Genomic DNA, 19398 nt, shown 5'->3' on the forward strand with positions numbered 1-19398 from the left:
GGGGAAACAACCGGAGCCCCGAGTCGATGCGCCAGAATACCCTGAAAAGCTATGGCAGCGTGGCACGGACCCTTCATTGGCTGACGGCCCTGATCATCTTGACGAACATCGTCTTGGGCCTGCTCGCGGTACGAGTGCCGTTGGAGCAGATGGAAACCAAGGTCCAGCTCTTCTCCCTGCACAAGACGCTCGGCATTGCGGCTTTTGCCGTGGCCTTGACGCGCATCCTCTGGGCGTTGGCGCAGCCGCGGCCTGTGCCCCTGCACCCCAAGCGCCGGGCCGAAACCTTCCTGGCCGAAAGCGTTCATTGGGTCCTTTATGCCGCCATGCTGCTGGTGCCATTGACCGGCTGGATCGAACATGCCGCGACCGAGGGCTATGCACCGATCCTGTGGCCTCTGGGTCAGGGGCTGCCGTTGGTCCCGAAGTCGCCCGCCTTGGCGCTGACCATGGCCTCTACCCATCATATCTTCGCCTGGATGCTGATGGGGGCGGTCGCCCTGCATATCCTCGGGGCGCTGAAACATGCGGTGATCGACCGGGACGAGGTGCTGGGCCGGATGCTGCGCGGGCGTGCCGCGGGCGGGGCCCGGACGCCCCATCACGCGCTGCCCGCGCTGACGGCGATCCTCATCTTCCTGGCCGGAACGGGCTACGCGATCACCGCCAAGCCGGCGGCTGAAGAGGCCGCACCGTCGTTGGAGCAGGCCGCGTCGGAATGGCGGGTGAGGGACGGCGAACTGGGCTTCACGGTCGCCCAGATGGGGACGCAGGTGCAGGGCCGCTTCCCGGAATGGACCGCGGCCATCGCCTTCGACCCGCAGACCGGCACCGGCGATGTGGTTGTGACCATCGACATGAGCAGCGTCACCATCGGCACCGTCACTGAACAGGCCAGGTCGGCCGACTTCTTCGACGTCGCCAACAACCCGATCGCAGTCTTCACTGCCCCCATCCGGCCCGAGGGCGACGGCTATGTGGCTGACGGCACCTTGTCCCTCAAGGGGCAGGAGATGCCGGTGACGTTGCCCTTCTCTCTGCGGATCCAGGATGACGTGGCCAGCATGTCTGGCCAGACGCAACTGGACCGCCGCGACTGGAAGGTGGGCGACAGCTATGCCGACGAGGCGACCGTCGGATTTTCCGTCACCCTGTCCGTGTCGCTCGGGGCGGAACGCTGATCCTGTCTCTGTGCGCCATCCCGCAGGTCATGTTCGTCCATCGCTAGTTGTTTAACCGCGCCTTTTCGGAAATCTTGCCGGCACAACCTACAGGAGCTTTCCATGTTCAAGACCACTGCCCTGACCGCTGTCTTTGCCCTGGCTGCAGGCGCCGCCCTGGCCGAACCAGAGGCTTATACCTTCGACACCTCGCACAGCCAGGTGGTGTTCGACTACAACCACCTCGGTTTCTCGACCACGACGGGGATGTTCGGCGGCATCGAAGGCACGATCCAGTTCGACGCTGAAAATCCGGCCGAATCCTCGGTCGAGGCCAGCTTCCCCGTGTCGTCGCTGATGACCGGCTTTCAGGGGCGTGACGAACACTTCCTGTCCCCCGACTTCTTCGGCAGCGAGGCGGCAGACCCGACCGTGACCTTCGCCTCGACCTCGATCGAGGTGACGGGGGACAAGACCGCCCTGATCACCGGCGACCTGACGCTGAACGGCGTGACCAAGGAAGTCGTGCTGGACACCATGCTGAACCAGCAGGGCAACCATCCGATGGAAAACAAGCCGTGGCTGGGCTTTGACGCCACCACGACGCTGACCCGCAGCGACTTCAACCTGGGCATGTTCGCCCCGGCCGTGTCGGACGAAGTCGAGGTCGAGATCTCGATCGAGGCGATGAAGGCCGAGTAAAGGCCTGTTACTTCTCAAATAAAGTAAGGCCCGCAGCGCCAAGCGCTGCGGGCCTTCTTCATGTCGCGGAAACGCGGCAATTGCGGATCAGGCGGCCTTGCCCTGCTGAGCCGCTTCGTTGACCACGCTTTCCGCCAAGGCGGTCAGCTTCTCGTCGGTGGCGGATTCTTCCTGCAGCGTCTGGTCGAGGACCGACACGGCGTCATTCATGCCCAGCTGGGCAGCCCAGCTTTTCAGCGTGCCATAGCGGCTTATCTCGTAATGCTCGACGGCTTGGGCCGCGGCCAGCAGACCTGCATCCAAGGCCGGGCTGCCCTTGAATTCGTCCATGATCTCCTGCGCTTCCGAGATTATCCCCTCGATCGCATCGCAGGTCTTGCCCTGCGGGCGCTTGCCGATCATCTCGAAGACCTCGGTCAGGCGCTCGTACTGGGCCTGCGTCTCCTGCTCATGCGTCTCGAAGGCGGACTTCAGGTCGGGGTTCTGCGCGGCCCGTGCCATTTTGCGCAGGGCGGTCCCGATCTTGCGTTCCGCGTAATAGATGTCCTTCAGCGTTTCGTGAAACAGCGTGTCGAGGGTCTTGTCGGCCATGTCTGGCTCCTTGCAGATGGGGGCGGGCCATGTGGCCCGGAAGGTTTGGGGACTGGTCAGATATCGGCGCGTTCGCCGCTGGCGCTCAGCATGATGTACTTGCGCGTCACCTCGGGCAGGCTGTCGCGGACCGCGGCGGCCATATGCAACTCTTCGTCCAGGTTCTGGCGAAGCAGCGGGATCGCGTCGATAGCTCCGCAGCTTTCCGCGGCCGTGATCAGCGAGGTATAGGCGGCAATCTCGAAGTTCTCGAAGGCAAAATTCGCCAGCGAGTTCTTGATGATCTCGTCGGACGTGACGGTGTGGCCCATGGCGGCCATGGTGCCCACGAAGGACTGGGTCATATCCTTCAGTCCCGAGGCGGAGTCACCGGCCTCGGCCAGGATCTGGTCCAGGCGCTGGATCTGGCCTTCGGTCTCGCGAATGTGCCGGTCCAGCATCGCCGCAACTTCGGGATAGTGCTCGAGCCGGTTCAGCTGCGGCTGCATGATCGACAGCGCCTGCTTCTCCATCGCGTGAGCGTTGCGCAGCCCATCAGTGAAAAAGCTGCGGGCGGCTTGTTGAGGGGTCTGGTCGGCGGGCATGATAACCTCCTGTCATCTTGAAAGCAGCGAACCCCGCAGGCTCGCGTTTGTTCCCGCTGCGGCAGGATACCCGCTGGCAGGAACAACTGGGGGACGTGCTGGTTACAGCCACCACGTCGGGAGCGGGCCTGCGCCCCGCACCCACGCTGCGTCCCGACGCAGCCGATGATTCGAAGGAGGACAGCATGACCACCCAGATGGACAACCCCGCCGGCGGCGCAGCCGGTTATACGCGCGCCGCCGCCTGCCTGTTCGATGATCGCCGGCACGCAGAGCGCGCCGTCCTGAGACTGCGTCAGGCTGGCATTTCGCCGGCCGATGTTGTCATGACCGAGGGCGCCTCATCCGGTGCGACCCCGGGAACCGGCCAGGACCCGGCGTTCCGCCAGCCGGTCGAAGGGCTGCCGTTCCCTGATGAGGATCGCGCCCTTTATGCCGAAGGTCTGGCCCGGGGCTGCTCGCTGGTCACGGCGCTCAACCTGAACGATGCGCAGCATGATCTGGCACTGGTCGTCCTGGACGAGGAGGGTGCGGTAGACCTGGCGGCACACGAGGCCCAATGGCGCGCGGATGGCTGGTCAGGTCCCACGGAAGAGGGGGTCCTGCCAAGCGGTGTTCGCGGCACGACGCTGGACGCCGCTTATACCAACCCGCGCGATGGCAACATGAACTACGAGGGTCCGTCGATGCAGGCCGGAACCAATCCTCCGGTCGGCGCTGACCAGCCGGACCAGCAGCCGGATGCCGCAGTGACCGGCGTCCGCGACACCAGCCGGGGTCCCGCGCGTTCTCGTTCCTATTTGGTCGGCGGGCGGCACGGACGGTGACGACCAGCAATCGCCAACAGCAGCAGGGAGACTGGCATGAAGCGATATGAAAAGAAGAACATGGCCTATATCATAGGTGCCGTCGTGGTGGCGATCCTGGTCGCGGTCCTCTATTCGGCCGTGGTGCAGAGCAACGGCAGCTGATCCCGCCCCGGCACCTCGATATCCCGAAGAGCCGTGGCTTGTTCCGATGAGACAGTCTTTTAACGGTCGACTTGTACCATAGTGGCGATCTGGGCCAAGATGGACATCCGTGATGAGCAAGACCACCCACCACCTGACTGAATTGCGCCCCCTTGGGGCGTGGTGCGGGGTGGCGGCTTTCATCATCGGGCTGCAGCCGCTGCACCAGGCTCGGGGGTTTGAGTCATTCCTGAATGACACGCACTTGCTGGAGGTCTCCCTCGGATCAGTGCGATCAGATCAGGCGGGCGACATGCGGCGCGGGGGCTACGAATTGGCGGATGGCACGCCGGTGTCCTTTGATGACTGGTACCGGCCCCGGCTCAAGGAGTTGAACCTGGTCTTCCTGTCCGAGCTTACCCCGGCCTTCGGCTTGATCTGGGGGATGAGCAGCGGCGAAAGCGGAGAGAAATACCGTATCAACCCGGGCCTGCGCTTTGGCTTCGTCCTTCAACGGCCGGTGGGAGAGGGCGGGGTGATTTCGCTGCAGCTCACTAGCCTGCTGGGCGGGCGCTTTCGGGAAAGGCCGTGCCAAGCCGATTTCGGTGCCATCGGGGGTGCAAGCGTCGCAGTCAACTGCCGGCTGGCGGCCAGCACGCTGCCGCCCGCGAAGACCTTGGATTATCTTGTCAGCATGAGCGGATCGGACGAGGCGCGGGTCACCTTACGCTATGACGTCAGCTTCTGATTAGCGGATGGCAACCGGTGCCAGCGCACGGGCGATGCTGGCCTCTCCACGGCCGTGGGTGGCTGCCGTGTAGTTGTTGATCGTGTCCGTCCGCGCGGTCGACAGAAGTTGGCTGGCGACCTGTGCGGGGGTCGCCTGCGGAAACTTGCTGGACAGAACCGCCGAATATCCCGACACGATGGGCACCGCGAAGGAGGTTCCATAGAGGCCGGTCTGCGCTCCGGTCACGCCCACCACTAGGAACTGGCTCTGTACCGCCGCATCGTCCCCGGCGTAGTTGCTGTAGGAGGCCAGGTTCGCTCGCTGGTCAGGGCGGCCATGCGCATCAAGGGCACCGACGAAGATCGCGGAGGCCGCTCCGACCAGGTCCCGCGCAAGGTAGTCGACCTCCATCATGCTGTTGACGGCGCCAATGGGGATCGCGTCGTTCCCGGCAGCCTTGACCGCAACGCCCCGGCCGCCCTGGGCATGCTTGATGATCGACCGCTCGCGCGGGTTCCACCGCACAGAGAGGTTCTCCACCGCCATCATGCCATAGGACAGGTTGAAGATGTTCAGCCCCCGGCGCAGCTTGATCGCACGGTTGTCGCCGAAATCCTGCCGTTTCACCCGGGCGGAGGGCGCCATCAGCGACACCTGTTTGGCCGTCCACTGTCCGTGCCGCAGACGCTGCACCCTTGGCTCCAGTTGGCCCCAGTAGCGGCTCCGGCTCTTGAAGTCGTCAACGACCGTCACGTGGGACCCTTGGCCCTTGTACCCCTGGGTCCAGGCATCCGCGATCTCGGGGCTCATCCAGGGCTGCAGATCCTGCGCCGACGCCGCGGCGCCGGACAGGATGAGACATGCGACTGCGGCGGCGACCTTGATCAGCCTGTTCTGTGGCATCGGTTTTCCTGCAGGCCGGGCATCGGGCCGGTTCCGGGCAGCGATTATCGCCCGGATCCCCAGCATTTTGAACCTGTTCCTTCGGTTAGTTCGACCTATCCGAATGTCCTGACCATCAGCCGCAGCAATGGGCCTTCACTGCGGCACCGAGGCCATCCTCACGTGCTGCTCCGCGGGCTTGGGTTCTGCCGCGAACAACTCCTCGGACAAAAGGCCCACGATCCGGCCCCGGTCGCCCCGCAGCCCCTCTTCCACGAAGGAAAAACCCATGTCGCAGATGGCGGCGGAAGGGGCCTGGCTCCACCTGATCTCAAGGCGGTCGCCTTCGCGATAATGCAGGTCCCGGTTCAAGATGCTGCCGAACACGATGATCTTCAGCAGCGGCTTGTTGAACCTGGGCTCGTCATGGACCATCGACAGGGTGAACTGCACCTCGTCGTTCAGAAGAACATCGACCGCTCCGCCTCCTGGCCCCGCGACCACCACCATTCCGGTCAGGGTGCCTGAACTGGAGAACGTCAACTTGATAGGATCGGCAGGGTCGAAAACCGCGTATTTGAGCAGCGAGTTCTGAAAGATTTCCTGCGACGAGTCTTCGAACTGGCGCGTGACGCGGGCCACGGTCCGCTTTTCGATAAACATCGGCGCGGCATTCTGGACGTCGCCGCCTCCGCCCTGGATCATCTCGGCCACCTTGGCGGCGATCAGTTGGGGCATCGGGCCGGAGGGGTCGTAGTGATTGGGATCTTTGAAGAAGGACCTGTCCAGCACGCGGGTGCCGAAGCGGCGCCTTGCCAGATGGGAGATGTCGCAGAACTCCACCCCGTAATGGGAGAACAGGAAGTGGAGCTTCGACCTGTAGGATGAATAGGGACTGCCTTCTTCAGAAAGCGGCGTCAGCAGCACGGGGATCAGCCTGATGCGCCGCCGTGCACAGATCTTCAGGGTATGTTCGGCGAACTTGAGCAGCGAATCCTCGCTGTATCCCTTGCTTTTGACGTGGTTCACGTCGTTCAGCGCGTATTCCCAGACCACATGATCAACCTGGGACAGCCTTGGATATGTCAAAAGCCGGAAGACCCCCATATGCGACGGTGCCGCGCCGACCGAAAGGTTGACGATATCCGCGACGGGCAGCAGATCCGGAAGGAGGCTGGCGTATCCGGCCTTCATTTGTGAATTTGACCCGCCAATGATCAGTACATTCAAAGCCGTCGCCTCCGGAAATTCAGGTATGCAATGAAATATGCCCGGAAAGTGGTTTTTCCGGGCACAGGGCTCAACCGGCGGTTACTTGTGCAACCGGGCCGCGCAGTCACTCTTCCGGGGCGACTTTCGCGTCCAGAACCGCAGCCACTGCCGTCAGCACCTGCCGGACCGGCCGGAGGCCGATCTTGGGCTTTTCTTCAGTCAGCGTGCGGGCAATGTCCTCGAACTTCGCCTCCACGGCCTTGACCAGCGCCACGCCCTTCTTGGTCGGCGACAGGGTCACGGCGCGCGTCTGCTCGGCGGGCTCGCTGACGGTCGCCAGTTCCAGCCGCTCCAGCTTCTTGCCCGTCTGCCAGGCCAGCTGGCGCGAGATCGACAGCTTCTTGGACAGTTCGAACGGCCGACAGTCGCCGCCTTTGACCAGCAGGTCCAGCGCCGCCCACTGGCCAAGCGTCAGCGAGGGTTCAACTTCCTTGATCAGGGTCTCGAAGCCGCCGGTCAGCCGCGCCACCGAGAACATGACGTCTTTGACTTCTTCTTTGGTCTTCGGCTTGTCTTCAACTTGCTGGTCCATAAGGCTTTCCATCCATCGGTTTATCTGGTGGGGCAGGTTGCGACCTGCTTGAGTAAAGCTACTTTACGCGAGGCATAGCGTCAAGCGAGTTTACTCAATTTTGGCCACCTTTTGTTCTTTTTTCTCGCGGCCCCTGTTCAGTTCCGGCTGGCCTTGGAGGTCCAGAGGAACGACGCCATCCTGACGGCATCATCCAGCGAAAGCTGCCGCTTGCGGCAGGATGTCTCGGTCGACCTGCCCCCGTCCGAGAAGAGCGCCGCGTCCTGCGGAAAATAGCTCTCGCGGATGGTTTCATAGGAATATTCGAACATGTCCTCCAGCTCCTGGCTTTCCGCGCGGTTCAACTGGAACCGTTCCTTTTCGGGCCAGGTCCTCAGGACATCGACCACATTCGCCCGATCAGGGTTGAACCTGCCGTCCTTGATGCGCGGCAGGACCTTGTTCAGCTCCCGCAGAAAGATCAGCGCGTTCAGGGGCAGGGCCTCGTTCTTCCGCTCGGGCACTGCATATGGAATATCCGGCAGGCCCACGGTCGTATAGAAATCGTCCAGCAGATCTTCGTTGATCAGCTTGGCGCGATCCATCCGCCTGACGACCAGCGACCCTGCGCCAAAGGCCGCCTCCCATCTCCGGATCATCCTGGCCCAATCCGCGGCGACCTTCAGGTGGTCGGGCAGAGGCCAGGGAAAATCGAAGGTGTTGCCGCTGGCAATTGCGGTGGAATACCAGCTGGCATAGAATTCAGCCGGGCTTCGGATATAGAGGACGACCTTCACGTCCTGGCAGAGCCCCAGGCACAGGTCGCGCAGCCGTGCAATCTCAGCCGGCTTCTTCAGGCGCGAACTGCAATGCTCGTTCGAGAAGATCATCGTGTGGAATTCGCCGGAGCGAACCTCGTCGGCAAGCGCCTCGCGTATGCGCTCCCGGAACGGGGCCAGTTCGCTCGTGTCCTGAAGCCCCGAGGAGATGCGCAGCTCCTCGATGCCTCTCTCGTCATCCATGCCGTAGGCGGCCAAGGCCGTGTGGTTGAAATCGCCGACCGACCGGGGGAACAGGATCCCGCGGTCCGCCAAGGCGTTCCGGCTCAGCTTCAGGCTTTGCTGGATCGTGGTCGTTCCGGTCTTTTCCGCACCGATGTGCAGCCAGATTCGCTGTAACAAGATGTCCCGCCCCTACGCTTTTGCCTGTGGTTCCAACTGCAGCCCGCATGCGGCACGCCAGTCGCGGTCGAAACCCTCCAGGTCCAGGGGCTTTTCGATGCAGGCGCTGTGCTCGGCCAGGATGTCCGGGCGATCATGGACGCCCAGCATGGCCGCCGCCAGGGCGTCCGGATCCCCCACGCGGAACTGGATGCCCCAGCCTGCCGTCTTTTCGGCCATGCCGCCGATATCGGAGGCAATCATGGGCGTGCCTGCGGCGCGGGCCTCCTGGATCACCACGGGGGAATTCTCCCACCAGACTGAAGGGATGATGATCCAGCCAAAGCCCTGCATGATCGACACGCAGTCCTGCGGCCGATAGCGGCCGCGGAACCGCATCCAAGCCGGCGCCTTCAGTTGCGGCCACATCGCGGCAAAGGCTTCGGCGGTGACGCCATAGACATCCAGCGCAATGGGAGCAGGCAGGTCGCCGGCCTGCCTGTCGATCAGCATGGCGGCCCGCACCAGCACATCCAGCCCCTTGGTAGGCGTTGCCTGCCCGAAGAAGGCAAAGCGCCGGCTGCGGGCGACCAGCGTATCGCCGTCCGCCGCGGGCGGGGGGCCGACATGGTCCAGGCCATTCTCGATCACCGCGATGCGGCCCTTGGGGATGCCCCAGTCCTCGAACCGCTCGGCCAGGAAGTGGCTGGGTGACAGCAGCACGTCGAACAGGTCCAGCATTTCGGACATTCGGGCGCGGCGCAGCGCAAAATCCACCGGCGCGCGGTGCAGGCAGGCTGTGCAGGCCACGTCCGAGGCGGCATGGCAGAGCTCGCCCGAGGTCTTCACCATCTGGCCGTGATTGGCGCAGATCGCGGTCAGTTCGTGCAGGGTGCAGATCATCCGCGCATTGGGCAGCAGCCCGCGCAAGCGGCGGATGGTGCCCGCGCCGATGTTCCAGAAATGGTGAAAGTGATAGACGTCGCCCCGCAGCGCGGTCAGGAAATCGAGGGTCCAGTCCTCGTCCTCCAGACGCGGATGCTCCATCGAAAAGCTGTCCATCCCCATGCCGCGCATGCAGAAGTCGCGGTCGGTGAAGCCCAGGACGCGCTGGCCGGGGCCGAAAAAGCGCGCGCCGTCCTCGGGGCCGATGGTCGAGCCGACGAAATAGACGTCCTGCCCCTGGGCCAGCAGGTGCTGGAACTGGCGATAGGCCGCGACCTCGCCGCCGCCATAACGCAGCGCCGGGTGGGAATGCGAGACGATCACGATGCGGGTCATGCGGCCTCGGAAATCAGGCGGGCCGAGCGCCCGTCAAAGTCGTGCCAGCTGACCCCCTCGATCAGGTTCTGGCAGAAGGGACCACGGTTGCCGGCCAGAAATCCCTGTCCCGGCGCCGCCTGGATGCGGGCGTGCCCGGCCGCCAGCATAGCGGCGGCCAGCTGGCGCAGGCCAGCCTCGGGGGTCAGAAACGCAGTGGGCTGGGCAAAGGGCGACAGCAGGATCCGCGCGGGACCGATCATGGCGAACGGCGGCCGGTCGGTCAGGAAACGACGGGCCACGCCCGCGGGGTCGGCGCCGCCCGGCAGGTTCGCCATCGGGTCCAGCGCCTGGATCGACAGGGCGGGTTCGTCGTCCGGCGCATCGGTCGGCAGGCCCCCCTCCAGATGGAACAGCACGGAACTGCGGGCAAAGATGGCTTGGCCGTCATGGCCTTGCGGCGGGGGCGGGATCAGCGAGCAGCCCAGAAACTGGATCGGTGAACCGGCTTCGCGGCCGGCGCCGGCGATGGCTTCGTTCAGCGCCTCGGTCAGGTATGGGCGCAGCAGGTGCAGATGCAGCGGCCGTTCCACCACGGCGGCGACGCGGCGCAGCACGTCGCGCAGGTCCGTATCGCCCAGGTCATGATCCAGGATCAACAGGATCGGGCCGTCCTGTTTGGAGGCCAAGGGTTGCAAAGCGGCTGGGGAAAGCTGCGATGTCGGCAGGGTTCCGCGGTGCAGGCGGCCCGCCAGAAGCCGATCCTCGACCGCCTGCGTCGTTTCTACCAGGACCCGCGCCACCCGATCGGACGAGGCAAGGTCCAAGGGCCGGACGATCCCGGAATGTGTCAGCTGGCCCGGCAGCATCAGCACCAGCCGCACCGGCGTGGTCGGCGGCGCCGGCAGCCTGAAGCTGGCGGCCCAGCCATCCCGCCCGCTGAAGGCATAGCGGTCGGCATAGGGCTGCAGGTCGGGCCGCGGCATGGCACCGGGCATCAGCTCGACCGGGGAGAGCTGCCGGTCGCTGATCACCAGCGCCGACAGCCCTTCGGGAGAGGCGGTGGAGGGAATGTACCAGCCCGTGCAGACGCCTTGGCCGGCGGCGCCCACCACCCCCTGGTCCACGCTCAGGACGTATTCGGGGCTTTCCTTGTCCAGCCGGGGTGCGGCCAGGATGCGGCTGCCGATGCGGTGGGACATGGGCTTTTCCGGGGTCGGCACCGAGCGGGACGCGATCATGCGGACATAGGCGAAGAAGGTCTCGTCCACGCCGATCTCGACCATCTTGGCGAAATCCGTGGCCAGGCGGTCCCGCGTCAGGGGCTGGTATTCCCGGCCCATGGCCAGGAACAGGTCCTCGGACGGGTCGTTGGCGCCGGGTTCCTGCGACAGGTCAAAGACCGCGATGAACCCCATCGGCACCAGTGATCGCAGATCCCGCCGGGCGAAACGCATGACGGTGCGCGGCGGGATCGAGGCATTGCCGGCATGCAGCACGAGGTCGGGCTGCGGCCGGGGCGTCCAGCCTGCGGTCAGCACCAGGTCGGCGTTGACGAAGAAACAGAAATCCAGATGCAGTTTCAGGTCCACAGGGTCGTCCCGTCTCAGGTATCGCCGCCGATGCGGGCAGGCCGTCGCTTCAGATCACGGTCAGCGCCAGGGTCCGGATGACAAAGCGGTGCGGGGGCTGGCGCAGGTGGATGATGATGCGGCGCGCGCTGATGTCGTCGCCCGCCTCCTCCAGCGTCAGGCAGCAGACCGAGGCGGCGTCCATGCCCAGGGTCCATTCCTGGTGCAGGCTGTCTGCCACGGACCCGTCCCGCTTGAACTCGCGCAGGAAGACATCCGCGACGGCGGGCATCGGAAAGGCGACCGAGGCATCCAGGTAGCAGGTCGCCGCCGCCAGGTCGCGCGGCAGCTGACCCTCGATCGTCATCCATTCCAGACCCGAGGTCCGGAACTCCAGCCCGTCATCGCCCTCGGCGCGTGCGAATTCGGCGCGCGTGTCCTGGGGGATGCAGACGCCCACGTCCCGCGCCAGCGAGTTGTAGCCTTCGCTGAGCAGGACCTTGGGCCGGCCGTCCAGCGCCCGCCCCGCTTCGGCGGCCAGGTTGGTCCGCTGGTTCTGCAGCGACATCAGCACGGCGGCAGCGGCCTCGAAGCTTCGGACAGCGCTGTCGTAGATCGTCGTCATTGTGTGACCTCGTTCAAAGTCATGTGGAGGAGGCGCGGCTGTTCCTCGGCCGCGGATGGTAGTTCTGGCAGACGGTTCTGCAGCCAGTCACGCAGCTGCTGCGTGGACTGGCGCCAGGTGCGGACGCGCGCCGCGGCGGCCGTGCCGACCTGGGCCAGCAGCTCGCGGTCCCGGTCCAGCATCAGGATGCGGTCGACCATCGATCGTTCGCATTCGACCTGCGGCACGACAAAGCCGGTGATGCCGTCCTCGACCGCCTCGCGAACGGCTCCGGTCTCGGTGACGACGACAGTCACGCCGCAGCGCTGCGCCTCGAGAACCGACAGCGGCAGCCCCTCGAAATGCGAGGGCAGCACCAGGATATCCGTTTGCGTCAGCAACTGGGTCAGGGCCGCCGGACCGTGGACCGGTCCCAGGAACCGGGTCTGCGCGGGCCATTCCAAGACGTCGCCTTCTTCCTCGACCACGGCGCGTCCGGCGATGGTCAGTTCGGCGCGCGGCAGGCGGTCGGCCAGCGCGCGATAGATCGTGGACAGGCGGCGCATGCCCTTCTGCTTGTCCAGACGCCCCAGGAACAGCACCCGCAGCGGCGCCTTGCGCCCCTGCGGATTGCCGCGGACGGCGGCAAGGCAGCGCTGCTCGGCCGCGCTCATTGGATAGCCGGGCGCATTGACGACCGGGATCAGCTTGTCCTGCGGCACGCCATGGGCGTGCATCCAGGTGCGCAGCGCCTCGGAGCAGGTCAGGAACAGGTCGTAGGCATGTTCATAGGCCAGGGCCAGATGCGGCGGACCATAGCCGCGCCCATAGGTGCTGGATTCCAGCAGATGCTCGTGATCGATCATCACGACGCCACTGCGCCGCAGGCTGTCGGCCACCTTGTGCAGGGCCGCCGAATGGGCGTTGATCACGACGTCCATCGCGCCCAGCAGGCCCATGAGGTCAGGGCCCTGCATGCCGCCGCCCCAGTTCGGCTCGGCCGTGCCCAGGTATTCTTCGCCGCTCCAGTCCAGCGCGTTGGCATCCGGCAGCCAATGCACGCTGGCAAAGGGCGCCAGGGCCCAGTCCTCGGCCTGGATCGGCCGGTCGCTCACCACGAACAGGTGCAGCCGATAGCCGTCCTGCTGCAGGTCGCGCGCCAGGCTGGCGGCCACCTTTTCCACGCCACCGATGCTGAAGATCGGCAGCACGAAGCCGATGTCGCGTTGCCCCGCCTGCTTCAGCAGCGGCAGTGCGATGCCGCCGCCGACGGCCCCGCGCGGGATCTGCACAATGCGGTCGCGGCTGACGGCGCCGCCCGGATCGCGCCATGACCATTCCTGCGTCAGCGCGCTGCGCCAGGGGCTGCGCGCCAGCGACAGCAGCCCCGAGCGCATGATCTCGGCCGCCGTTGCAGCCCCCGCGGTCTGGGCCAGCCAAGTCGGCGTCCGCAGGACCCAGCTGTCGGTGTCGCAGGGCAGCGGCAGCCGGTCCAGGTCCCGCATCCAGTCCTCGTCCCGGTCGCGCAGCAGGCGCTGCAGCCCCGCCAGCGACAGGCAGATCGCATCCGCGGCACGCAGCGGGTTGCCGCATTCGGTCTGAAGCTCCAAGGCGCCGCTGTCGCTGCGCTCCAGGAAGAACAGCTCCATGTCGTTGGTGCTGCGCTCGACCCGGCGCTCGCAGTTCCACAGGAAGGTGTGCATCAGCCTGGCTTCGGCCAGATGCGCCGCGATGCCGTCGCGCAGGAACACCAGATAGGCCGGGGCGTGACTGGCATGCGGATCGGCCATATGGGCCATGATCATGCGTTCAAGGCTGCGCCAGTCCGACGGCGCCTGCACCGACGGGTCGACGCAAAGCGAGACCTTGCGGCTTTCGCCCTCAACCAGCGCAAAGCGGGGATAGCTTTCCGCCTCCAGCGCCACCAGGCGGGGCAGGTTGTAAAGCCAGCCGTGCTTGCGGCGCAGATGGCGGCGCAGGTCGCCGTCCATCTCGTGCGAGTGGCTCAGCATGCTGACCGGCCGCTTGCGGTACTGCATCAGGGGTTGTCGCGCCGAGCGTCCGGCAAATCCCTGCCGCGCGGCCTGCAGCCAGAAGTCCCAGTCCTCATAGCCTTGCCGCATCGTCTCGTCAAAGCGGATGCCCGCATCCAGCACCCGGCGGCGGATCAGACTGCCCGCGTCGCACTGGTTGGCCTCGGCCTGCAGCAGCAGGTCGAAATGCTCTTCGGTGATGTAATGCCCGTTCTGCCCGAAAAAGTCGAATTCGGGATAGAACCAGTCGGCATCCGGGTGGGTCGCCAGCAACTGGCCCATGGCAGGTCCCGCGCCCTGGGCCAGCATGTTGTCGGCATCCAGCAGAAAGATCGCGTCCAGCCCGGGGTCCAGCCGCAGCGCGGCCTCGATCCCCAGGTTGCGCGCCCGGCTGAGGCCGCCGTTCTTCGTGTGCAGCACCATCAGCCGGTCCCCCAGCAGCGCCTGCCAGGCGGACAGCGCATGCCGGGTTTCGGCGAACTGGCAGCCGTCATCCACGACGATCAGCCGGCGGATGACACCCGCCTCCAGCTCGCGCTCGACCGAGCCGATGGCATCGTCCAGCAGAACCGGGTGACCTTTCGCGGGGATGACGACGGTTACATGCTGCGTGGGCGCCTGGCTCATATCTGGGCGTCGTCCAGCGGGTCGGCGGTGACGACGCGGAACCCGCGGAACAGCCCCCAGCTGAGATCGTTCGGCACATCCTGCGCCAGCGACACGGCCAGGAAGATGTCGGCGCGGCCATTGATGCGGGTGGCGGGCACGCAATGTGCCTGCGCCCAGCCCAAGGCCGGCAGTCCGTGGACCCAAGGACCCATGCAGGTCTGCCACAGGCCGTCGCGACCGATCGACCCGGCGGGCGCGACGCCCACCGCCATGTTCAGGTTCGGGGCCTGGGGGTGGCCGACGGTGACGATCGCGCTGATATGGCTGAGGCGCGGCAGCGGCACGTCGCGGATCACTGCGCAGACGGCGCCGCTGCGCGAGGGATGCACCATCACCACATCCTCGTTTTCCCAGTAATCGGCCGTGACATAGTCGGTGGCCGAGGCGGGCTTGGCGAACAGCTCGGGCGCGGGCAGGCTGGCCGGGGACAGGAAGCGGGCATGGCCGCCCATGCTCGACCCGGCAAGCATGGCCGCCGGTTCTTCCGGCAGCGACGCACCGGCGATCGCCTTCCAGACGCGCAGGGCCAGCGCCTCGTCCTCTTCCATGCCGTCGCCGCGTGCGGCGAAGTTGCGGTCGGGCGTATGCGGCCCCATGCCGATGGTCAGCGTGCCGTTCCCGGTATAGCGCAGCACCAGCGAGCAGTCGCGCGCATCACCCTTGAGCGGCGCGTCCAGCAGGAAGCGCACCCATCCGCCCTGCGTCTCGGCACCGCCATAGGCCTCGATCAGGTCGTGGCTGGTCCCGGCGGCGTCGATGATCGCCAGGCTGAGGCCCAGGTCGCGGTTGCGCGGCATTTCGGGCAGCCAGAGGTCCAGGGCGGTGATGCTGACGGCGTTCAGGGGGATGTTCTGGACGACCGTGGCCTCGCCCGACAGGCGGCGGATCGCGCCCGAAGGCTCCCAGCTGAGGCTGCGCGCGATCTGCGGATTGCCCAGGCTGTAGAGAAAGCTCTCGATCTCGCGGAACCGGGTCTTGTCGGACTGGTTCTCGCGGCGCAGCACGGCCGAGGCCAGCCGCGTCTCGCCCATTTGCTGCTCATAGCTGTCCAGCCGCGTGCCCAGCAGGGTCAGCAGCTCGCGGCACATGTTCTCGGGGCGGGTGGGATCCACCTCGATCACCGCGACATCAGCCATCCCGCGCTCGTCCAGCCGTCCGCGCCAGGCACTGCTTTTGGACGGGCCGACCAGCGCCGCAAGCCAGGCCCGGCCCGGCGCAGGGGCCAGATCCGCAGCGTCCCCCTCCACCGAAGCGGGCACGGCGACCAGCGGCGGCGGCAGCAGATGCTGGCACGCGCCTGCGATATCCGGATCGACGAATAGGCCGAATCGACGGGAGTCCATCGTCATGTTCACCACGGCTTTGAGGAGGCGATTTCACTGTGAGGCAGTTACAGAAGGCGCCGACTTACCACTCAGTCACTTTGTATTAACAAGCACACTGGTTGTATAGAAATAGATAAAATTCGCGTCAAGGTTGGTGTTTCCGGCTGTCATCCGATCAACAAGAAGCTGCAGGACTGTGACAGGCGCGGCAACAATGCCGAAGAAAAGCGCACGGCCGTCAAGCTGTTGATGATCGCGCGCCCGCAGCGCGCGCCCGGTGTCGGGCCGTGCTGCCCCCCGGATGAACCGGCTGCCCGGATCGTAAGCACGCTGAAATCCTGCACGGCCCCAAGGACGGTGCCAAGGGGCCGTGAACAGGTCTTCGACCCCAACAGATCGGTCAGCGCGACAGGTCGATCAGGATCTTCAACTGCGTGCCCGCCGGGTCCAGCAGGCGGTCGAAGCCCTGCGTGACGGCGTCGGACAGGGCGATGCGGTCGGTCACTACGCTGGCCGCCGGCAGCTGGCCGCCGGCGATCATCCGCGCCACGCGGTTCCAGTAATGCGTGGGATAGGCCCAGCTGCCGCGGATATCGACGTCCTTGAAGGTCACGGCGAACCAGTCCAGCGGGTTTTCGTGCGGGTGCAGTCCCGTTTGGACCACCACGCCTTGCTTGCGCACCGCATCAAGGCATGCCTTCAACGCATGTTCATTGCCCACGCATTCGATCGCGACGTCGCACCCGACGCCGCCTTCCGTGGCCGCGCGGATGACGTTGCCGACCTGCTGTCGTGTGGGGTTCAGCGTGACGGCGCCGGGGATCAGGTCGCGGACCAGGGCCAGACGGGTCTCGTTCGGGTCCGACACGAACAGCTGCACCGCCCCGGCCGCGCGGGCGGCCATCAGGGTCAGGACGCCGATCGGCCCCGCGCCGGTCACCAGGACGCTGGACCCCGCCGTGACGCCGCCCCGGTCGCAGGCATAGACCGCCACCGCCGCAGGCTCGATCAGGGCCACCGCCTCGTCCGGCAGGTCGTCGGGGATCGGCACCACGTTGTAGTCGTTCAGCAGCGCCATCTGCGCCATCCCGCCCGATCCCCATGACAGTCCTGCCAGCGCCAGCCGGTCCGACAGGTGGAACAGCCCGCGATCGGCATAATAGTCGCCCGACCGCGGCATGATCAGCGGTTGGACCGACACCCGGTCGCCAGGCGCGACATGGCTCACGCCCTCACCCACCGCCTGGACCACGCCGCCGAATTCGTGGCCAAGCACCTGGGGCCCGGAGGCGCCGGTGAAGGGATGCGGCTCGGTCGGGATGAAGATCGGGCCATAGGCATATTCGTGCAGATCCGTGCCGCAGATCCCGCAAAAGCTGTTGCGGATCAGCACTTGCCCGGGGCCGGGAGGGGCAGGTTCGTCGATGTCCTCAAGGCGCAGGTCCTTGGCCGCGTGAAACCGCAGGGCTTTCATGTCATGTCTCCGTTGGGTGATTGGCGCGTCAGGCGCGGAGGGAACCGGCGGCCATGGCCGCCGGTCTGGCGCAGGCGTTCAGCTGGTGTGGTGAACCTGCTGCAGCCCATGGACGGGGGTGTCGATGCCCGCCTGCCGCGCCTTCAGCTGCAGCGCCAGGTACAGCGAATAGTGACGCGACTGGTGCAGGTTGCCGCCATGGAACCACAGCGCCTGCTGCTGGGTGGGCTTCCACATGTTGCGCTGCTCGCCCTCCCAGGGGCCGGGATCCTTGGTCGTGTCCGACCCCAGGCCCCAGCACTTGCCCACGCGGTCGGCCACGTCCTGCCCGATCAGGTCGGCCGCCCATCCGTTCATCGAACCGTAGCCCGTGGCATAGACGATCAGGTCGGCAGGCAGCTCCTGCCCGTCGTCCAGGCGCACGCCGGTTTCGGTGATCTCGTCCACCTGGCCATGCGCCAGCTTGATCTTGCCGTCGATGATCAGCTGGCTGGCGCCTACGTCGATGTAATAGCCCGAGCCGCGGCGCAGGTACTTCATGAACAGCCCCGACCCGTCATCGCCGAAGTCCAGCTGGAAGCCCGCCTTTTCAAGTCCTTCGTAGAAGGTCCTGTCACGCTCCTTCATCTGCTCATAGAGCGGGATCTGCCACTGGTGCATGATCCGGTAGGGCAGCGAGGCAAAGATCAGGTCGGCCTTTTCCGTGGTCATGCCGTTGGCGACGGCCTCTTCGCTGTAAAGCGCACCCAGGCCGATCTCCATCAGGCTGTCGGACCGCACGATATGAGTGGAGGACCGCTGCACCATGGTCACGTCCGCATCATGTTCCCAAAGCGCCGCCGCGATGTCATGGGCCGAGTTGTTCGAGCCGATGATCACCACCTTCTTTCCCGCATAGGCATCGGGGCCGGGATGCCTAGAACTGTGATGCTGATCGCCGCGAAAGCGGTCCATGCCCGGAAACTCCGGGATGCGCGGCTTGCCCGACATGCCGGTGGCCAGCACCAGGTGCCTGGGGCGCAGCACGACCTCTTCTCCGTCGCGATCCACGACCACGGTCCATTCCTGCGCTTCCTCGTCATAGCTGGCGCGCTGGCAGGTGCTGCGCGTCCAGTAGTTCAGCTCCATGACCTTGGTGTACATCTCCAGCCAGTCGCCGATCTTGTCCTTGGGAGCGAAGACGGGCCAGTTGTCGGGGAACTTGATATAGGGCAGGTGGTCGTACCAGACCGGGTCATGCAGGCACAGCGACTTGTAGCGCTTGCGCCAGCTGTCGCCGGGGCGGTCGTTCTTTTCGATGATGATCGTGGGCACGCCCAGCTGGCGCAACCGCGCGCCCAAGGCGATGCCGCCCTGTCCGCCGCCGATGATCACGGTATGCGGCTGGCGTGCATAGCCCAGCTCGGCGGCCTCGGCCTCGCGCTCCTCGCGCCAGCTGGGGCGGTTCTTGCCGGCGCCGTGCCTGGCCCCCATGGGCCGATTGAAGCCCTTGGCCTCCTCATGGCCCTTCAGCTCCTGCAAGGCGGTCAACAGGGTCCAGATCCGGCCGTCGCGCAACCGGACCAGGCCATAGCCGCGGCCGACCGCGGTTTCGAACTGGAACCAGGCGGTGATGACGCCATCCTCCTCTCCCGGCACCTCGGAAGGATCCAGCAGCCAGCCGGTGGGCCGGATATGGCCCAGTTGTGCGCGCAACATTTTGGCCACCTGGTCGCGGCCCTCCATCGTGCGGATGTTCCATGTAAAGCTAACCAGGTCGCGCCAATAGCAGTCGGTCACGAACAGGTCGCAGGCGCGGTCGATGTCGCCTGCGGCAAGCGCCTCGCCCAAGGCGTCCAGCACGGCCTGGGCGCGGGCTGAGGTGGTGGTGTCCAGCATGTTTTCCTCCCTTTGGATTGCAGTCCTCCGGGAAACAGGCTG

General features: G+C 65.7%; 17 protein-coding genes. 4 read left to right on the forward strand and 13 right to left on the reverse strand.

The features are described 5' to 3' along the window. The first annotated feature begins 26 nt into the window (after positions 1 to 26). Positions 27 to 1181: a cytochrome b/b6 domain-containing protein gene (locus ACNR9W_RS16070; RefSeq protein ID WP_419269827.1), complete on the forward strand. Its 1155-nt coding sequence runs from the start codon at positions 27 to 29 to the stop codon at positions 1179 to 1181. A gap of 102 nt (positions 1182 to 1283) precedes the next feature. Continuing rightward, positions 1284 to 1862, forward strand: coding sequence for a YceI family protein (locus ACNR9W_RS16075; RefSeq protein ID WP_419269825.1), 579 nt, complete (start codon positions 1284 to 1286; stop codon positions 1860 to 1862). An 87-nt stretch (positions 1863 to 1949) separates the two neighbouring features. On the opposite strand, the gene ACNR9W_RS16080 is transcribed toward ACNR9W_RS16075, so the two are convergent. Both ACNR9W_RS16080 and ACNR9W_RS16085 read right to left on the reverse strand, forming a co-directional pair. Then, the gene (locus ACNR9W_RS16080; protein WP_419269824.1) at positions 1950 to 2453 is read right to left on the reverse strand and encodes a YciE/YciF ferroxidase family protein; all 504 of its coding nucleotides are present in this window, start codon (positions 2451 to 2453) and stop codon (positions 1950 to 1952) included. Positions 2454 to 2509: 56 nt separating this feature from the next. After that, positions 2510 to 3037 (reverse strand): ferritin-like domain-containing protein, encoded by a 528-nt coding sequence (locus tag ACNR9W_RS16085; protein ID WP_419269822.1) that lies wholly within the window; start codon positions 3035 to 3037, stop codon positions 2510 to 2512. Between the two features lie 185 nt (positions 3038 to 3222). On the opposite strand from ACNR9W_RS16085, the gene ACNR9W_RS16090 reads away from it, so the two are divergent. Both ACNR9W_RS16090 and ACNR9W_RS16095 read left to right on the forward strand, forming a co-directional pair. Further along, positions 3223 to 3864 carry a hypothetical protein gene (locus tag ACNR9W_RS16090; RefSeq protein WP_419269820.1) on the forward strand — a complete coding sequence of 214 codons (642 nt, stop codon included), beginning with the start codon at positions 3223 to 3225 and terminating at the stop codon, positions 3862 to 3864. A 256-nt stretch (positions 3865 to 4120) separates the two neighbouring features. Then, positions 4121 to 4735, forward strand: coding sequence for a hypothetical protein (locus ACNR9W_RS16095; protein ID WP_419269818.1), 615 nt, complete (start codon positions 4121 to 4123; stop codon positions 4733 to 4735). Here ACNR9W_RS16095 and ACNR9W_RS16100 read toward each other — a convergent pair whose 3' ends face one another. The 11 genes from ACNR9W_RS16100 to ACNR9W_RS16150 all read right to left on the reverse strand — a co-directional run bounded on the left by ACNR9W_RS16100 (position 4736) and on the right by ACNR9W_RS16150 (position 19356). Then, positions 4736 to 5620 (reverse strand): S8 family serine peptidase, encoded by an 885-nt coding sequence (locus ACNR9W_RS16100; protein ID WP_419269816.1) that lies wholly within the window; start codon positions 5618 to 5620, stop codon positions 4736 to 4738. It lies immediately after the preceding gene. A 135-nt stretch (positions 5621 to 5755) separates the two neighbouring features. After that, positions 5756 to 6829, reverse strand: coding sequence for a hypothetical protein (locus tag ACNR9W_RS16105; RefSeq protein WP_419269814.1), 1074 nt, complete (start codon positions 6827 to 6829; stop codon positions 5756 to 5758). A gap of 106 nt (positions 6830 to 6935) precedes the next feature. After that, positions 6936 to 7403 (reverse strand): hypothetical protein, encoded by a 468-nt coding sequence (locus tag ACNR9W_RS16110; RefSeq protein ID WP_419269812.1) that lies wholly within the window; start codon positions 7401 to 7403, stop codon positions 6936 to 6938. A gap of 137 nt (positions 7404 to 7540) precedes the next feature. Beyond that, a complete protein-coding gene (locus ACNR9W_RS16115; protein WP_419269810.1) occupies positions 7541 to 8563 on the reverse strand; it encodes a sulfotransferase family protein in 1023 nt (340 codons plus the stop codon). A 12-nt stretch (positions 8564 to 8575) separates the two neighbouring features. Next, positions 8576 to 9823 carry a glycosyltransferase gene (locus ACNR9W_RS16120; protein WP_419269808.1) on the reverse strand — a complete coding sequence of 416 codons (1248 nt, stop codon included), beginning with the start codon at positions 9821 to 9823 and terminating at the stop codon, positions 8576 to 8578. Continuing rightward, the gene (locus tag ACNR9W_RS16125) at positions 9820 to 11394 is read right to left on the reverse strand and encodes a hypothetical protein (protein ID WP_419269806.1); all 1575 of its coding nucleotides are present in this window, start codon (positions 11392 to 11394) and stop codon (positions 9820 to 9822) included. Before ACNR9W_RS16125 ends, ACNR9W_RS16120 begins: the two co-directional genes overlap by 4 nt. Before the next feature lie 49 nt (positions 11395 to 11443). Then, entirely contained in the window at positions 11444 to 11998 is a 555-nt protein-coding gene (locus tag ACNR9W_RS16130; protein ID WP_419269804.1) for a hypothetical protein, read from the reverse strand. After that, entirely contained in the window at positions 11995 to 14637 is a 2643-nt protein-coding gene (locus ACNR9W_RS16135; RefSeq protein WP_419269802.1) for a glycosyltransferase, read from the reverse strand. Before ACNR9W_RS16135 ends, ACNR9W_RS16130 begins: the two co-directional genes overlap by 4 nt. After that, a complete protein-coding gene (locus ACNR9W_RS16140; protein WP_419269800.1) occupies positions 14634 to 16028 on the reverse strand; it encodes a DUF6212 domain-containing protein in 1395 nt (464 codons plus the stop codon). Before ACNR9W_RS16140 ends, ACNR9W_RS16135 begins: the two co-directional genes overlap by 4 nt. A gap of 376 nt (positions 16029 to 16404) precedes the next feature. Then, the gene (locus tag ACNR9W_RS16145) at positions 16405 to 17478 is read right to left on the reverse strand and encodes a 2,3-butanediol dehydrogenase (RefSeq protein WP_419269799.1); all 1074 of its coding nucleotides are present in this window, start codon (positions 17476 to 17478) and stop codon (positions 16405 to 16407) included. 78 nt (positions 17479 to 17556) lie between these two features. Then, positions 17557 to 19356, reverse strand: a complete 1800-nt coding sequence (locus ACNR9W_RS16150) for an NAD(P)-binding domain-containing protein (protein WP_419269797.1) — start codon at positions 19354 to 19356, stop codon at positions 17557 to 17559. Between the last annotated feature and the right edge of the window lie 42 nt (positions 19357 to 19398).

The sequence above is a fragment of the Paracoccus sp. T5 genome, assembly GCF_048538155.2.
GTDB lineage: Bacteria > Pseudomonadota > Alphaproteobacteria > Rhodobacterales > Rhodobacteraceae > Paracoccus.

Coding starts and splice junctions, on each gene's coding strand:
- ACNR9W_RS16140 (WP_419269800.1), bottom strand. CDS start 16,028: ATGACGATGGACTCCCGTCGATTCGGCCTATTCGTCGATCCGGATATC.
- ACNR9W_RS16130 (WP_419269804.1), bottom strand. CDS start 11,998: ATGACGACGATCTACGACAGCGCTGTCCGAAGCTTCGAGGCCGCTGCC.
- ACNR9W_RS16145 (WP_419269799.1), bottom strand. CDS start 17,478: ATGAAAGCCCTGCGGTTTCACGCGGCCAAGGACCTGCGCCTTGAGGAC.
- ACNR9W_RS16070 (WP_419269827.1), top strand. CDS start 27: ATGCGCCAGAATACCCTGAAAAGCTATGGCAGCGTGGCACGGACCCTT.
- ACNR9W_RS16100 (WP_419269816.1), bottom strand. CDS start 5,620: ATGCCACAGAACAGGCTGATCAAGGTCGCCGCCGCAGTCGCATGTCTC.
- ACNR9W_RS16080 (WP_419269824.1), bottom strand. CDS start 2,453: ATGGCCGACAAGACCCTCGACACGCTGTTTCACGAAACGCTGAAGGAC.
- ACNR9W_RS16075 (WP_419269825.1), top strand. CDS start 1,284: ATGTTCAAGACCACTGCCCTGACCGCTGTCTTTGCCCTGGCTGCAGGC.
- ACNR9W_RS16090 (WP_419269820.1), top strand. CDS start 3,223: ATGACCACCCAGATGGACAACCCCGCCGGCGGCGCAGCCGGTTATACG.
- ACNR9W_RS16150 (WP_419269797.1), bottom strand. CDS start 19,356: ATGCTGGACACCACCACCTCAGCCCGCGCCCAGGCCGTGCTGGACGCC.
- ACNR9W_RS16120 (WP_419269808.1), bottom strand. CDS start 9,823: ATGACCCGCATCGTGATCGTCTCGCATTCCCACCCGGCGCTGCGTTAT.
- ACNR9W_RS16085 (WP_419269822.1), bottom strand. CDS start 3,037: ATGCCCGCCGACCAGACCCCTCAACAAGCCGCCCGCAGCTTTTTCACT.
- ACNR9W_RS16110 (WP_419269812.1), bottom strand. CDS start 7,403: ATGGACCAGCAAGTTGAAGACAAGCCGAAGACCAAAGAAGAAGTCAAA.
- ACNR9W_RS16095 (WP_419269818.1), top strand. CDS start 4,121: ATGAGCAAGACCACCCACCACCTGACTGAATTGCGCCCCCTTGGGGCG.
- ACNR9W_RS16135 (WP_419269802.1), bottom strand. CDS start 14,637: ATGAGCCAGGCGCCCACGCAGCATGTAACCGTCGTCATCCCCGCGAAA.